Below are 15,901 nucleotides of genomic sequence, written 5' to 3'. Positions count from 1 at the left end.
CTTTTTGTATTAACGGCGTCTTCTTAAGAATACACCTACACCTACTATTAAACTTCCACCAATTAGTGTTAAGAAACTTTGTGCTTTTTCACCTGTTTGAGGTAATAGTGACACACCTTTTGGTTTAGAGTTTTGGGTACTTTGAGAATGTTGTGCTCCTCCAGCTGATCCTTTTGATTTTTCATTCTCTGGTCTAACTGGTTTGCCTTCTCCTGGCTTGCCTGGTTTTTCTTCTCCTGGCTTAGCTGGTTTTTCTTCCGGCTCTGTCGGTTCTGTTGGTTCTGTCGGTTCCGTTGGTTCTGTCGGTTCCGTTGGCTCTGTCGGTTCCGTTGGTTCTGTCGGCTCCGTTGGTTCTGTTGGTTCTGTCGGCTCCGTTGGTTCTGTTGGTTCTGTCGGCTCCGTTGGTTCTGTTGGTTCTGTCGGCTCCGTTGGTTCTGTCGGGTCTGTCGGTTCTGTCGGTTCCGTTGGCTCTGTCGGCTCCGTTGGTTCCGTTGGTTCCGTTGGTTCCGTTGGTTCTGTTGGTTCTGTTGGTTCTGTTGGTTCTGTTGGTTCTGTTGGCTCTGTCGGTTCTGTTGGTTCTGTCGGTTCCGTTGGTTCTGTTGGTTCTGTTGGCTCTGTTGGCTCTGTTGGTTCTGTTGGTTCCGTTGGTTCTGTCGGTTCCGTTGGCTCTGTCGGTTCCGTTGGCTCTGTCGGTTCCGTTGGCTCTGTCGGTTCTGTTGGTTCCGTTGGCTCTGTTGGTTCCGTTGGTTCTGTTGGTTCCGTTGGTTCTGTCGGCTCCGTTGGTTCTGTCGGCTCCGTTGGTTCCGTTGGTTCCGTTGGTTCTGTCGGCTCCGTTGGTTCTGTCGGCTCCGTTGGTTCTGTTGGTTCTGTTGGTTCTGTCGGTTCTGTTGGTTCCGTTGGTTCCGTTGGTTCCGTTGGTTCTGTTGGTTCTGTTGGTTCTGTTGGTTCTGTTGGTTCTGTCGGTTCCGTTGGCTCTGTCGGTTCCGTTGGCTCTGTCGGTTCTGTTGGTTCCGTTGGCTCTGTTGGTTCCGTTGGTTCTGTCGGCTCCGTTGGTTCCGTTGGTTCCGTTGGTTCTGTCGGTTCTGTCGGTTCTGTTGGTTCTGTTGATTCTGTTGGTTCTGTTGGTTCCGTTGGTTCCGTTGGTTCTGTTGGTTCTGTTGGTTCTGTTGGTTCTGTTGGTTCTGTCGATTCCGTTGGTTCTGTTGGTTCTGTTGGTTCTGTTGGTTCTGTTGGTTCCGTTGGCTCTGTTGGTTCCGTTGGCTCTGTTGGTTCTGTTGGCTCTGTCGGCTCCGTTGGTTCCGTTGGCTCTGTTGGTTCATCCGCCTTCGTATTCTCAACGTTTACGTTAACACTATTACCAGTCTCTTCATTCGCTTTAACCGTTAATGAAATTGACTCTGTTAATACATCATAACCTTCAGGTGCCTTAACTTCGACCAATTGATAGTCACCCAATTCTAATTCATCTACTTCAATCTTACCGTTTTCATCTGAAACTAACTTATCTTTTACAAGCTCACCTTCAGCTGTCAGTAGTTTAAATTCAGCACCAGCTAATACTTTAGACGTATCTTCTTTGTCTACTTTTGTAATAACCAATTGTCCCAATGGTTTTGGAATTTCAGTAGCTTTATTTTTAACAACTAACTCAATGATATTTCCTGAAACTTCACTTTCTTTTATTTCAAAAATTTCTGGTGACTTCAGCAACTCATATCCTTTTGGTGCTGCTGTTTCTATTAGTTCATAATTACCCATAGGTAACTCATTCACTTTTAATTTACCGTCTTTATCTGTCGTTAAATCTTTTAGATTTACGTCATTGTCTGTTCCTTTTAATTGGAAAACAGCGCCTTCTAAAACTTTTGAAGGGTCATCCTCATCAACTTTTGTTACAAGCAAACCGCCTGTTATTTTTTTATTTTCAACCGTTACATGTGTTGTATTTTCTGTTTTTTGGTCTTCTTTAATTTCAAATTCAACTGTTTCTTTAGATTTTTCATACCCTGTTGGCGCTTCAATTTCTTCTAATTTATACTTACCTAATGGTAGAGAATCTACTTCAAATTGTCCTTTTTCATCTGTTTTTAGACCTTCTTTAATAACTACATTTTGCTCATTTAAAATATTAAAAACAGCCCCCGGTAAGAAAAGTGAATTATCTTTGTTGTCCACTTTAGTTACAACTAAACGACCTTCTGGGACTTTTTCAGGCTCAGGATCATTAGGAATAGTTAGTGATGTTAAATGACTACCATCTTCTTTTTCAAATACATATAATTTATGTGGTGTTTCATCTAAAACATAACCATCTGGAGCTTTGCGCTCAATAATTGTATATATTCCTTCAGGTAATCTTGGTGTTGTTGTTTTACCAAATTCATCGGTAACAACAGTGTCTACTAAATTATTATCTGAATCATAAATAGTAAACATCGCTCCTGGTAAAACGTTTGTTTCATCTTCTGATGATACTTTTAGTAGTTCAATAATATAGTCTTTTACACCTTCTCCTTCAGCTTCTCCAACTAAATTATCTAACTGCATATTACTTACTTCACCATCAGGACCAGACCCTTCTATTTTACCATCTGATTCAAAATAAGCAGTCGATTCATTGCTCAAGTTTTTAGGTTCAGATTTTGCGACATATGTTTTATACGTCACATTTATCCCTGTATTATCTATATAAGGATCATTAATCACAACCTCAAAACTATTTCCATTTACAGTAACTTTACCTATTCCATTTGCTTCAAGTTCACTTGCTGTATAATGCTTATAACTGTTATCCGCACCATTAGCTGTAATTTCAAATGAATCTGGAATTAAGCTATGACCTTCTCCAACTGTATCTGTAATTTTGATTGATTTTTTATACGCTTCTTTATTTGGATTAACTACTAAGTACCATGTTGGCTTATGATGATCCATGTCAGCTGTACCTGTCTTATAATAAAAGACATCTGTTCCTTCACCTGACTCAGGACGAGTAATCGTTATTGTCTTAGCTGGTAATCCTGTTCCTAAATCCCCAGTTACTTGCGTTGCGTTACTTTCAGTCATCTCCCCCATAGTATTCACTGCTGAAAGTTTTAATTTAAATGACCCACGAATGTCTTTCAAGTCATTTACGTTGTCACTAAATGTTAGAACAATTGATGTGTCTGAAGCATTGATGTGACCGATAATTAAACCATTTTCATCTTTAACAGGCAAATTAGTTTCCATTGCCGTTAATTTTGCCATCCCCTCATCACTAATAACCGAAGGTAGCGTTAAACTTAGAGTATCGCCACCTTTAATAGTTACCCCATCTAGTTCTTTAAAATTAACTGATAACCCTAAATGATCTGTTACATCTATGGTATTAGTTGGCTGTGCAGGCATCGTGTGAATATCATAATAATTATAATCTACGACAATTTTTGTATTAAGTTCTTGGTACGCACTAACTCCCTCTGCAAAAACCGCACCTAACGAACTAATGTTACCTAGCAAAATACTTAAAACCATAATAATTCTAGCAAAATATTTCATTATTCTCCTCCTATGTTCAATAGTTATAGCTCAGAAATGTAACAACTTCCCCAAAATTTAGTTATGAAAGCTAACATAACTTGTTGTTTTCTGATAATTTTTCAAGCTCATATGAAAATATTACTGTAATAAACAATAGTTTTCACTCCTATTTTTTCATCAGCTTCTGCCATTTTTTTGGAGTAAGCCGTGAATGTTTACGCATGTTCGTAATAAATAAATCGTTTTACTTACCACTGTTCCATAAAAAAACCTTTATTTTTGAAGGTTTTTGACTGTTTTGACTATTATTTATAGCTATGTTTTTTTTATCACAACTCTTTGTTTATAATCACTTTAATTTAAGATTCTTTTTGTTTTTTATTAAAATTTAACTGTATTTTTATAGTTTTAAGCATGTTTCCTCACCTGCTTTACTAAAAACAACTAGCCTCGCTGTTAGTTAGTTGTCAAAAGAAAAAATAAAACTCATCTTATATTACATTTCTTTCAACAACTTATTAAAAACCGGTAGGAAAATAAAAAGGACAGACTCTTTATACTCGAGTCTGTCCTTTTCATTTACTATTTAGTTGGAATCACAATTTCAAATCGTTTGCCTTTTGCCATTGTCTCACCTTTATCATCAGAAAGGCGAACTTCAATTTTGTAATCTTTATCTTTAAGTAGTTTGTCATACTCTTCTTTATCCATAGTAAATACTTGAATGAATTTTTTAGTCTCACCTTTTTTTACATCTTCAGCTTCTTTTAAGCTAGTCAACAGCCCTTCGTTAATAAAACGAGCTTTTCCATCATTAGCACTTAATGATGAACCTGACATGCTTGTTGCAACAATAGCGTCTCCTTTATTTTCGATATCAAAGGCTAGAGATAACAATACCACACCTTTATCAAAACTTGTGAACCGACCTGCTTCTGCTTCATTAGGTTTAAAATCAGTAAATTGATAATCAGTAAGTGTGACTTTAATATCATTTTTTTCATCTGCTTCTGATAAACCTGATTTACCATCAATTAAGGTTTTTTCACCCATATTATCTTTTGTTGCTTTATCTTCGATAAACTTCTCAGAATTCGCTATTTTTTGCTTCCCTTTAGCACCTAACTCGAGTCTTAATTTCGTACTATCAGCTACTTTATCCTCTGAACTTACCGACCCTTCTTTACCAAAAACTGGAGGGACGTCCATCGTGATTTCTCCTAATTCAAGAACTTTATCTAATGCTTCTGGATCAAGCGGTATAGCTGAATAACCCTCAACTTCCTTACCAGGTTCAACTTTCCCTTTAACTGACACTAACTTAGACGTTAGATTAGCATAATCCGCATTATCTTCAGGGATTAATGAGTTATCATCCTTGTATGTTTTTGTTGCTGTTGTATAAGTAAAATCTGGCGTAAGTGGGTAGAATATTTCCTTAGATCCTTTATTTTCTAATGTATAGCTAACCAATAAGATTCCACCGCGTTCTGTTTGTCTTCCAAAAGGAATCGCAAAATCTTGGTTAAAGTCTGTTACTTCTACTAATTCATAGCCATCAATTTCAAGTGATAGATCCCCTTGTTTAACTTCTAACTCTTTCCCCTCAAATAAAGCCGTCGTTTCTTCTGCATCCATGTTTGTTTTTACCATTGAAACTAATTCAGAAAAGTCATTGTCCGAATCATCTTTCACTTCTTTTTCTTCTGTTTCAGTTGTCTCCGCCTTAATCTCTGACGAATGTTCTTTTGCTTTAGTTTCTTTTGTCGTTTCTTTTGTCGTTTCCTTCGTTGATTCTTTTACTACCGACTTTGAACACCCTGTCACAATTAATAATACCGTTGCTAAACCAAGCATACCTACTGTTATTTTTTTCATTTTCAAAATCTCCATTTCCATTGAAATTATAACTACAATAAAGCATTATAGCAGTCTTTTCACTGAGTTACCACGTTCACAATACGCCTCTTTTTAGAAACGTCGGCATAATGTGATGTTTTGATCAATTAGTGTTATACGTTGATAGTTGTATTACAGCTAAAAGACTTCTGTGTATAAAAAAATAAAATAAAAAAGACCTAAAAAGTCTTTTTTATTTACTCAAACGTATTAGAATAGGTGTAACAACTATCAATAAACCAATTATAATAATGAGTGGCAAATAGAGATGCCAATCTATTTCTTTTTTCTTTACTATATTTTGACTTATTTGACTTGAACTTTCTTGCTTGATAGTCGTATCTTGTAAATTAGATACATCTTTATTAGTAGTAGACATCAATTTCGCTTTCACTACAAAACGTTGATCCGTCTCAGTTGGCTTATCACATGTTATTAAAGTCAGAACACCTTTATCATCAATCGTATTATCTAACACACTAAGGTTTGTTTCTTTCACAATAGCAGCTGACGTTACTTTGTATTTATAACGATCTCCAAGATATAATAACTCAATATCATTCCCTTCCTCCACAGAGAGTAAGGGACTTAATAACTTACCTTGATAGCCCAAATGGTGGCCTAAAATTACAATATTATCAATCAAAGGGTCTCGTTCTGGATAAAGAATAGCCGTACCAAATAATAAATTTTGATTAGTTACTCCTACGAATACAGGAAGATCTATACCAACCTTATCAAGGGTCACTGCTCCAATAATTCCTTCAGAATTAGGCTCTTCAATTTTAATCGCTTCTTCAAATGTTGGGGGGGCTATTTCTTCCACTTTAGGAATTACTTTAGGTAATTCATCATTTACTATATAACTATAGCTAATTGATCTATAATTAATCAACGTTGATTTTAAAAATGGGCTTCCAATTAAGATTACTGCACTATAGAACATAACTAATGTAACTATTGTCAGAAGCCAATTTCTAACTTTCTTTTTCTTCTTAATCTTATTGCTTTTTTTAGTCATTACTTTTCCTCAGATGTTTCTGAATCTGTCTCTTCTCTATTTTGACGCTTTTTCTTCAGCAATAATAATAGTAATAATAGTAGTAATAATAGTATCCCACCACCGATATACCAAATAGTATGACTCGGTTTAATATCCACATCTTTACTATTCAAATCATCTGCTTCATCTTTTGTTATTTCGAAATCTTTTGATAAAAGCCATCTATAACGATAAGTTTCACTCTCTTCATCTTTATACTTACCATCTTGATGTTTTCCACCAAACACATCAACATTCATCGTATATTTACCTGGTTTTAACTCTTTTCCTTCTAGGGGTGTCGGAAAATCAAACCTAGAATTTGGAGCGATTTGCAAACCCGTTTTCTTCGTTTCATACATACTATCTTTTTTTCCACGTTTAACAATTGATGTTGAAACCTTTACTTGATTAATAAAAGTAGATTGGTTATTTTGCAACGTAGCATTCAATACATTTCTTGCATTGACTTGAGATGGAAAAGCATCTAATAATTTAACATTCGGTAAAACTGGTTCTTTATATTGTCTAATTAAAAGTGCCACCATATAAGAAAATTCATTTTTTATCGAAAGCCCCTTAGAATCAGAATCTTCCTTCTTCTCTTTTGTTTTTTCTTTAAAAGTAATCCCCCCTGCCATGACGCCATCAAAATCTTCAGATGGTGATGTTAATTCGACACTTAAGGTTTGTTTACCTTTTTTTGGAACCTTAATTTCTTTTGGTATTTTAGCATAATCTTTTAAATTATAAATTAAACTATCATCTGGTTTAATTTTATTTATACCATACTCAACCACACCATTTATATTTGTTGTTGCACTATTTAACGTTGTTAATATTGTAATTTCTTTATCTGTACTATTCGTCAAATCCACTTTAAGAGTTTGTTTTTCTCCTTTTTTTAATAATAAATCAAAATAAGATTTACTACCATCTAGTTGATTATCCGGTATCTCTGGGATAACTGCAAAATTAAAGACAGAGGCCTGAACCGGCACAGTAAAAGTTGTATTAAACAAAGTAAGACCTAATAAACACATCGTTAAAATTTTTATAATAATTTTCATCGTTTCCTCCTGAATTAGAATAAAAAATCCAATCACTTCTCATGAAACAAAGTGATTGAATTTTTTAATGGCTATCTACTGTAATTAACTTACTCGTGATTCCTGATTATACTTCTGTATTTTCAATTGAATCTGATAATTCCCATGTTAATGTTGTATTGTAAACATCTGTATATTTTGTTGTAGAACCTGGAACGAATAAATTAACACTTGCTGCAGCATCTTTAGCTTCTTCAGTTCCCCATTGTACAAACTGTGTTCCTGCACCTGTATTAGCTTTAGCAGCCATAACCGTAACAGTTTCACCCGGTGTTAAATCTAAGTTTGCATCACCTTCAGCTGCTGCTGATTCTGAGTGTGTGTAGAAGTTAGCATTACCTAAAGTAATCACTGCTCCTGTTAAATCTTTATCAGATTTTTTATCTGCTTTAAATTGTTCCTCTTGTTTAACTGTTAATTTCCAACCAGCTTCTGTACCACGGTTATCTGTAATTTGAACAAAGTTAGGTACTTCTTGAGTTGGAACTTCGCCTTCTGCTAATTCTGTATCAGAAGCTAATTGAGCTTTGGCTTTGTAGTCCATATCTTTTGAAACGATTTCTTGTTCACCAAAATCAAAACTTGACGCGAAATCAATTGATAATGGCCCTTGTCCTCCTGGATTTGGTGTTCCTGGTTTATTAGGATCCCACGGGAAAACCGGTTTTCCTGGCTCTTCAGGTTTAGCTGGTGGTGTTACTGAACCTTCACCAGTATTAGGTTTAAATGTTACTTTACCAGTTGAAGTTAAAGTGCCACCTTCTGTATCCGCTGCTAATACTACAGGAGCCATTACTGAACTCGCTAAAACGATAGTTGTCATTAATTTAATTGTATTTTTCATTGTTAATTCCTCCGATTGTCATTATCATTTAATTCATCTATTTGATGTTATATAACAGTACTAAGCTTCTGGTGTTTCTTCTGGATTACCTGGAGTTTCAGAGTTACCTGGCGCTGAAACTAGATTCCATTCTAAAGTTGTTTTGTAACTTTCATCAGCATATTGTAATGCTGTATGCGGAACAAATAAATCAACTGATTTAGCTTGTTCTTCTTGCGTTTCTTCTGTTGAATCCTCACCTAAAGTACCAAAACGTAATGTTTGAGTTCCCATACCGTGTTCTTCACCAGCTACCATCAATTTAGCAGGAACGTTTGGTGTTAATTCAACTGCACCTGTTACTTCGTTTGTTGCTAATGTATTTTCTGGCATATCTGATTCAACTGCACCATTAGAAAGTGTAATTTTTGCACCTGTTAATTCATGATCTTTATCACTAATAAAGTTATCTTTTTGAGTAAGTGTTAATTCCCAACCTTCCATTGATCCACGTACATCTGAAACTTGTACATAGTTTGGAACTACGATGTCTTTATCATTTTCATCTTTAGCTTCTTGTAATTTAGCTGAGTAATGTTCATCCTTAGCTGATACTTTTTGTTCTCCGAAGTTAAAGTTTGGAGCAAAATCAATTGATAATGGTCCACCTTCACCATGACCTCCACCAGGGAAGCTTGGTGTAATTGGATTACCTGGTTTTTCTGGATGTGTTGGCGGAACAACTTCTCCTTCTTCTCCACCAGCAACAAAGTTTACTGTTGCTTCTGATTTTGCTTGATCTTTCTCATCTTTTGCAAAAGATGTTGTTGCACCTAATACTGTACTGAATAACATAATTGCTGCAATTGTCTTAAATGAATTTTTCATAATTAACACTCCTATATTGTTTTAATTTTTATTATATTTCTTGATTATTTGGTAGATCTGACAAAATCCAAGTCAAAATACTTTTATATACCACTGCATCTTTCGGCGTTTCTCCTGGAACAAAAAGCTCAACATCTTTTGTAATAGATACGTCTTGAGAAGTTCCCTCCTCATTTTCTTCTGTAACTATTTCGGGTTCTCCCCATGCATTGGTCCATGTGCCAGCACCTTCATCTAATAAAGCAGATAATACTATATTTTCTGAAGATGAAGGATCTAAAGTGATCTCTTCTACTGGTGTTGGTGCAATAGCATTAGAATTACTTCGAACTGTAGGAGCGCTTAATTTGATGTAAGCTCCTATCAACTCATTATTTTGAGTTTTAGTCTCCGATTTCAGTTGACCTTGTTGTTTAACAGATAATGTCCACCCTTCATTCGTACCTCTATTGTCCGATATTTGAACATAATTAGGACGAGCTTCTACTTTGGTACCCTCTTCATCAACAATGAGTTGAGAACGAGCAAAGTAAGATTGGTCATCATTAGAAATTTCATTTGCACCAAAATCAAAACTTGATACAAAATCTATTGATAAAGGACCTCCCGTACCAGGTTTTGGCTTACCCTCAGGTTCCGTTGGATCCCAAGGGAAGATTGGTGTATTTGGTTTCTCGCCTTCTGGATCAACAGGTGGTGTGACTTGTGTACTAGGTTTAAATTTAACTTTTGCAGTACTTGTTAAACTATTTTCAGTTACCTCTGCAAAAACTGTATTTATCCCGGCACTCAAGAGTATTAGACAAGCTAAATTCAATTGTATTATCTTAATAGCTTTCATAATTTCCCCTTAACTTGATCTTTTATTTTTATTATTGCTCTGTGTTGCTTGGTCCAGTTGCTAAATTCCACTCTAATTCAGTTGAATAATCTGCTGCATATTTAACTGTTTTACCTGGTACAGATAATTTAACTGACTCAATTGCTGATTTTGTTTGGTCTAATAATGTACCAAATTTTAATTGATATTGACCCATTCCTTTTTGTTCAGCAGCCGTCATTAATGGTGTTGCAGCTTCTAATTCATCATCAGCTAATAAAGCAGATCCGTCGTATGATACTTCTGGAGTTTGTGCTTCATCTTCATTTTCTGACATAATTGTCGCATTGGCAAATGTGATTTTAGCACCTTTTAAGGCTTTTCCATCTTCAGTTTTTAATTGACCTTTTTGAGTAACTGAAAGTGACCATCCTTCACCTGTACCACGTTTGTCCGTTATTTGAACAAAGTTAGGAACATCCTTTGATTCTGCATTTTCAGGAGCTGTTTCTTCACCTTCTGGGACTAATTTAGCGCGTTGTAATTTAGCAAAATACTCTTTATCTTGTGTACTAATATCGTGAATATCAAAATCTAAGTTTGGTGCAAAATCTAATGATAATGGTCCACCAGTTCCTGTTTCACCACCGGGTTCGCCTTCTGGATCAATAATTTGACCTGGCTCATCTGGATGTGTCGGGGGATTAACTTCTGGTTTACCTTCTGGATCTGTACCGCCGGCTTTAAATGATACTTTACCTTTAGTTGTTGCTTGATCTGATTCACCTGCAGCAAAAGCTAAAGTTGAACCTAATAATGTGCTGAATAATACAAGTGTCGTCGCTAATTTAAATGTTGTTTTCATATGTTTTTCCTCTTTTCAAATTGTTATTTTTTAAACTTCTTGTTCAGGTTCGCCTTCATTATTATCTGGCTTAGCATTGATATTCCAATTTAAAATTGTTGTATATTCTTTATCTGCATATTGAATAGCTGTTCCAGGTACTTTAAGTGTAACTGCATCTGCAGCAGATCCATCTTCCATTGAACCGAAGCGAATTGTATGACTACCCATACCTTTACCATCATTAGCTTCCATTAAAACTGAAGTTGCTTCAGGTGTAATCTTTAGGTCTTGTTCTTTTGTTACTTCTGCTGCAGTCATTTCTGGCATCATTGAGAAGTATGTTGAATTTTTCAAGTGTAATTCAGCACCATTTAATTCTGAACCATCTTCAGTTTTAAATTGATCTTCTTGTGTTAATGATAATTCCCAACCAGTTGATGTTCCACGTCTATCTGATACTTGAGCAAAGTTAGCTACTTCTGCATCAGTATTTGTATCTGTAATTAATTTTGCACTATACTCTTCATCTTTAGTTGACACTTCATGGATATCGAAGTTAAATCCTGGTGCGAAATCTAATGATAATGGTCCACCTTCACCATTACCACCTGGTTCACCTGGTTTAATTGGGAAACTTGGTTTTTCTTCTGGATGTGTTGGAGGTAAAATACCACCTTCAAGTCCACCTGTCGTAAAGTTAACTTTACCTTTTGTAGTTGCTGAATCTTTTTCTCCAGCTGCAAGTGCTGTCATTCCACCAGCAATACTTGTTAAAGTTGCGATTGTTACCATCATTTTCATTGTATTTTTCATTATTATTCCCCTTTTTGTTTAATATATGTTAGTGTCATCATCAGTGTTAACAGTAAGCTAATGCCTGATAACTGCACAATTTCTTGTGATGTGTTACCCGTGTGAGGGATAACCTTAGTTTTTGAATCCCCTGGCGTTTTACGATTAGTATACGTTGTACCGCCTGAACCACTTGTATAGTCATTATTAGGAGTACCATTGTTTGTACTAGGTCTTCCAGTATTACCATTACCTCCATTATTATGAGTAGGCGGTGGTGTTGGTTTTGCAGGTGGATTAGTATCCTTGGGTTTCTCGACATATTCGCCATAAAATGACGTAACAGCATTGCTTGTGGTTGCCTTATCTGCAGCATACGTTGCTGGTAAGACATAAGAAAAAGAAAGTGCTAGTACAAAAGTGGCAAGTATTTTTTTAATCATTTTAATCCACCTCGCGATTTTCTACATTTTTTTCTAATGTCCACATTAATGCACCACTGTAGTCGCCTAAACGTTGTTTCTCCACCGGTACTGCTAAATTGAAACCTTGATCAGTCGAAGCCCACTCACTAGATAAGTCTAAATCCCCATCTTTTTCTAATGTTGTTTCTTCAACTACAATACCTGTTGTTGTAACATCTTGTTTTTTATTCTGACGATCTGTATACGTTAAACCTGGTGTTAAATCAGATTCACTTCGTTTAGATTTGATTTTAATAGCCTCTTCAACATTTAATTTCAAACGCCATGAGTCTTTACGAGAGCCACGATTGTCACTCACTACTAATTTATCACTCGGTGTTGGTTTTAAGTTAAGAGATTTTGTAGACACTTTATTTGTACCAAAATCTAATGTTTCCGGGACAGATACTAATGTTAATTCCCCACCAACTAACTTAATTTCAACAGCTTTTGTGAATGTCGCATCATGGAAAGATACCTCGTCATCAGAAATAGGATTTTCATTCCCATTTTCTGTATTAGTTTTAGGTCTATCCTCTATATCTAAAACGCCACTATTATCCATAGTCGTCACATAAATGACATCATTTTCTTGTAATTTATGCGTTACATCCAAAGGTAATTCAAACTGTCCATCTTCTTCAGTTGAAACAACTTCTGATGATTGGAATTCTTCACTACCTGATGGTTTGTAATAATATTTTACAAGTGATGATTCACTGACTTTACCTTTAATGACACCACCTTCAGCGGCAATTTCATCTTTTTCTGGTATATCAATAGTTTCTGCTGGAGTCGCATCTAAAACAGTAGGATTTTTATCAGTAATGACTTTAATTTGACGTTTTTCTGTGTCAATACCGTCACCTTGATACCCCGAAACAGCTTTAATACTTTGTCCAACTCTTAAGAATTTTTGCTTATCAGCTAATTCTTTAGGCAGTTTAAAACGAATAACACCTGATTCTATTTTACCATAAATATCACTATTTCCTGGTAATGTCGTTGCCTCTTCTGTGTTGTAGACTGTTCCATCTTCATCTACAAGCGCAGCAATAGCTGTTACTTCACCTTCGTAAGCTGGTCTAGGTTCTTCCCCTTTAGCTTGAGGTATAGTTGCTTTAGCATAAATATAAGCATCTGCATCTGTTGGAATACGAACATCAGTCAACTGTGCAAGTTGATTATTGGCTGTAATTCGACTATAAGCTTGCAATCCAATTGTTTTAGTTGTTGGATTCATTTCTGCAGCATCGGCTTTTACATCTTCAATGAATTTTTTATTCTTTTCAGATGAACCTTCTGGTACTATTATATTTTTAAAATATTGATTTTCTGCAGTAAAGGTTAACGTTTGATAAATTCTACTCGGGTTAACATCTAGTTCTTCCCCTTTTAAATTACGTTTCCATACCGAAAAATCGTTCCCTTCACTCTTCAGACTACTTTTAGTTCCTGAAGTAAAGATTGCTGGGCCACCACCTGTATTTTTAAAGTCATAGTATCTCATCTTGCCCATTTCAAAGGTGAAATCGTAAGCTTGCATGGCACCTGAACTTGCAGCACCAAGACCATTAGCTCCTACACCTGTCAATTTTGTATTACCACGGACAATAAAGTAAGTATCATTTTCAGCTACAACTTTACCTGTTCCCTTATCTCCATTTAAAGCTAATGAACCAAATGCTAAACCTTGTGCATCGGTTGCTTCAATATATACAGATGATTCAGGATCTTTAAGGTTAAATTCATTTGTATCGCCTTTAGGATAATGAACAGCTGGTCCATTACCTGTTGATACGGCATTAAAATCAGCCCCACCAGAAATATTAATTTTATTTTTTGAACCGTACATACGAATAGCAGACGCCTGTCCACCAATTTTTTTAACACTAATTTTTGCCTGATTTGAAATATTGAACTCTGTCTCACCCATCCAACTAAAACGTAATACGGCTGGTTGAAGACGATTAGTTTCTGCTGTTGCAGCGGATTCTGAATCAGTATCTGCTGAAAGATTTAATTCACTACCGGCTCCATCAACATTAAATTTACCGCCAAGTGATTTCATGGTGATGGCATCATTAATTGTTGCATGAACATTCATAATTGCACCTTCAGTGATATTAAAAGTTGACCCCTTACCTTCTACTGCAATAAGTCCACTTACTAATGGTGTGTTAGCGGTTGGTTCAAGGTATAATTTATTACCACCTGTGACATTAAATTTAGTGCCTAATCCGGCAACGTTAAAGTCAATTGGGCCTTTTTTAATATCCATAACTTGTAAATTAGTTGCTAAGCCAGTGATATCAATAATACTTTTGTTAATCACTTTAAACTCAGCTTGTTCTTTACTCGTTTGTAGATACAATTTACTTAATGAGCCATTAAGCTGAGTATTATCCAATACAACAGTTCGACCTTCGAATAACACACCTGCTTTTGCAACTGCTATACTCGAATTTGTCACAAGTGTTTGATCACTAACGAAAACATGACCTTCACCATATGATAGTGTCGATTCAGTCCCCGTAAGAGTTAAGTCTTTTCCAGCTTCAAATCCAATGGCTTTAGCGGTCGCTTCAACATCTGCTGACACACTTCCTCCATTAAATATGATATTGCCTTCTGTTTTGACAACTTGTCCATTAGGATTTTTAAGCATGACATCCTGATTATCAAAGACAACATCTTCTTTCACATCAAACATCAAACCATCCTGGTTATTAAAAATAGGACTATTTTTGAACGAAACTTTAGAACCTTGGAACATTATAGTTGTTAATGTTACCCCTGAAAAATCTGTATTTCCAACTTCTATTTCATTTGCAATAAAATAAGCTTTGATTTTACCTGATAATTTTGATATTACCAATCCATCAGTAAACGTTACTTTCCCTTGTTCTTCTGGAAAAGATACCAGTGCTGCATTAGATTGAAGTGTACCTTCAAAACTAACTTCTTGATTTGTTGCATCATCACTGGTTACTAAGAACTTAGCTGCATTAGAATGGGTGTAATTTAAGTTATTAAAACTAACTTTCTTTACATTACCTAACTTGAAAACATTGTATGCTCTCGTTGTCGTAATTTTTCCTTCATCAGAAAAATTGAATGTGACGTCAGTACCTGTATCAATTGTCAAAAGAGAATTATTTGGAATTGTTATATTTTTAGTAATTGTTATAACTGTTGTTCCCTCTTTTGCAACTGCTTCTTTCAACTCCGCGAAAGTTGTTACCGTTTCTTCCCCTCTTACTATCGGTTTTCGAGTTTCATTTTCACTTTGTTCTGGGGTGTCTTGGTCATTTACTTTAGGAAGTGATACATAACCAGTCTCTTCTCTCTGCTTAGATAGTTCTTTCAAACGATCGTTAACAGCTTTTTGATTGTTCTCTTTTTCTCTGTTGATGTCTTCTTCACTTTGTTCACTATCAAGCGTTGTATCGTCTTTAATAGACGTATCATCCTTAATAGATGTATCAGATTCCATCCCATCAACTAATATTGGGGTTCCATCGTCATTAAATTCTATTTTAGGTTGTTGATATGATATTTTTTCTTGATCTATGCTAGTTTTTGAAGACTCACTAACCGCAAATACTGGCGCAATTAATACATTACTATTTAAAACTGCAATAGTCAGTAATGATGTTAGTTTAGAGTATTTTTTCATTGATCTAATCTCCTTC

General features: G+C 35.6%; 11 protein-coding genes. All 11 read right to left on the bottom strand.

The features are described 5' to 3' along the window. Positions 1 to 9: 9 nt before the first annotated feature. The 11 genes from OL233_RS01865 to OL233_RS01815 all read right to left on the bottom strand — a co-directional run bounded on the left by OL233_RS01865 (position 10) and on the right by OL233_RS01815 (position 15,885). Positions 10 to 3,540 carry a SpaA isopeptide-forming pilin-related protein gene (locus tag OL233_RS01865; protein ID WP_275470663.1) on the bottom strand — a complete coding sequence of 1,177 codons (3,531 nt, stop codon included), beginning with the start codon at positions 3,538 to 3,540 and terminating at the stop codon, positions 10 to 12. Between the two features lie 564 nt (positions 3,541 to 4,104). Beyond that, complete coding sequence (locus OL233_RS01860; RefSeq protein ID WP_275470662.1) at positions 4,105 to 5,400, bottom strand: DUF5068 domain-containing protein; 1,296 nt, start codon at positions 5,398 to 5,400, stop codon at positions 4,105 to 4,107. Between the two features lie 214 nt (positions 5,401 to 5,614). Continuing rightward, positions 5,615 to 6,367: a class A sortase gene (locus OL233_RS01855; protein ID WP_275470661.1), complete on the bottom strand. Its 753-nt coding sequence runs from the start codon at positions 6,365 to 6,367 to the stop codon at positions 5,615 to 5,617. A gap of 74 nt (positions 6,368 to 6,441) precedes the next feature. Next, entirely contained in the window at positions 6,442 to 7,533 is a 1,092-nt protein-coding gene (locus OL233_RS01850) for a WxLIP family cell surface protein (RefSeq protein WP_275470660.1), read from the bottom strand. Between the two features lie 106 nt (positions 7,534 to 7,639). Next, positions 7,640 to 8,416, bottom strand: a complete 777-nt coding sequence (locus OL233_RS01845) for a WxL domain-containing protein (RefSeq protein ID WP_275470659.1) — start codon at positions 8,414 to 8,416, stop codon at positions 7,640 to 7,642. Positions 8,417 to 8,476: 60 nt separating this feature from the next. After that, a complete protein-coding gene (locus OL233_RS01840; protein WP_275470658.1) occupies positions 8,477 to 9,283 on the bottom strand; it encodes a WxL domain-containing protein in 807 nt (268 codons plus the stop codon). A gap of 31 nt (positions 9,284 to 9,314) precedes the next feature. Then, the gene (locus OL233_RS01835) at positions 9,315 to 10,124 is read right to left on the bottom strand and encodes a WxL domain-containing protein (protein WP_275470657.1); all 810 of its coding nucleotides are present in this window, start codon (positions 10,122 to 10,124) and stop codon (positions 9,315 to 9,317) included. Positions 10,125 to 10,155: 31 nt separating this feature from the next. Continuing rightward, positions 10,156 to 10,968: a WxL domain-containing protein gene (locus tag OL233_RS01830; RefSeq protein WP_275470656.1), complete on the bottom strand. Its 813-nt coding sequence runs from the start codon at positions 10,966 to 10,968 to the stop codon at positions 10,156 to 10,158. Between the two features lie 30 nt (positions 10,969 to 10,998). Beyond that, positions 10,999 to 11,763 (bottom strand): WxL domain-containing protein, encoded by a 765-nt coding sequence (locus OL233_RS01825; RefSeq protein WP_275470655.1) that lies wholly within the window; start codon positions 11,761 to 11,763, stop codon positions 10,999 to 11,001. Between the two features lie 2 nt (positions 11,764 to 11,765). Then, positions 11,766 to 12,185, bottom strand: coding sequence for a hypothetical protein (locus OL233_RS01820; protein ID WP_275470654.1), 420 nt, complete (start codon positions 12,183 to 12,185; stop codon positions 11,766 to 11,768). Between the two features lies 1 nt (position 12,186). Beyond that, a complete protein-coding gene (locus OL233_RS01815; protein WP_275470653.1) occupies positions 12,187 to 15,885 on the bottom strand; it encodes a hypothetical protein in 3,699 nt (1,232 codons plus the stop codon). Positions 15,886 to 15,901 lie beyond the last annotated feature (16 nt).

The organism is Vagococcus proximus (assembly GCF_029143285.1).
Classification (GTDB): domain Bacteria; phylum Bacillota; class Bacilli; order Lactobacillales; family Vagococcaceae; genus Vagococcus_D; species Vagococcus_D proximus.
Note: the sequence above shows the minus strand (reverse complement) of the source record. Positions and strands in the feature narration are given on the sequence as shown.

Excerpts from the sequence above, each read along its gene's own strand:
- OL233_RS01865 (WP_275470663.1), bottom strand. The coding sequence starts at position 3,540 with ATGAAATATTTTGCTAGAATTATTATGGTTTTAAGTATTTTGCTAGGT.
- OL233_RS01860 (WP_275470662.1), bottom strand. The coding sequence starts at position 5,400 with ATGAAAAAAATAACAGTAGGTATGCTTGGTTTAGCAACGGTATTATTA.
- OL233_RS01855 (WP_275470661.1), bottom strand. The coding sequence starts at position 6,367 with ATGTTCTATAGTGCAGTAATCTTAATTGGAAGCCCATTTTTAAAATCA.
- OL233_RS01850 (WP_275470660.1), bottom strand. The coding sequence starts at position 7,533 with ATGAAAATTATTATAAAAATTTTAACGATGTGTTTATTAGGTCTTACT.
- OL233_RS01845 (WP_275470659.1), bottom strand. The coding sequence starts at position 8,416 with ATGAAAAATACAATTAAATTAATGACAACTATCGTTTTAGCGAGTTCA.
- OL233_RS01840 (WP_275470658.1), bottom strand. The coding sequence starts at position 9,283 with ATGAAAAATTCATTTAAGACAATTGCAGCAATTATGTTATTCAGTACA.
- OL233_RS01835 (WP_275470657.1), bottom strand. The coding sequence starts at position 10,124 with ATGAAAGCTATTAAGATAATACAATTGAATTTAGCTTGTCTAATACTC.
- OL233_RS01830 (WP_275470656.1), bottom strand. The coding sequence starts at position 10,968 with ATGAAAACAACATTTAAATTAGCGACGACACTTGTATTATTCAGCACA.
- OL233_RS01825 (WP_275470655.1), bottom strand. The coding sequence starts at position 11,763 with ATGAAAAATACAATGAAAATGATGGTAACAATCGCAACTTTAACAAGT.
- OL233_RS01820 (WP_275470654.1), bottom strand. The coding sequence starts at position 12,185 with ATGATTAAAAAAATACTTGCCACTTTTGTACTAGCACTTTCTTTTTCT.
- OL233_RS01815 (WP_275470653.1), bottom strand. The coding sequence starts at position 15,885 with ATGAAAAAATACTCTAAACTAACATCATTACTGACTATTGCAGTTTTA.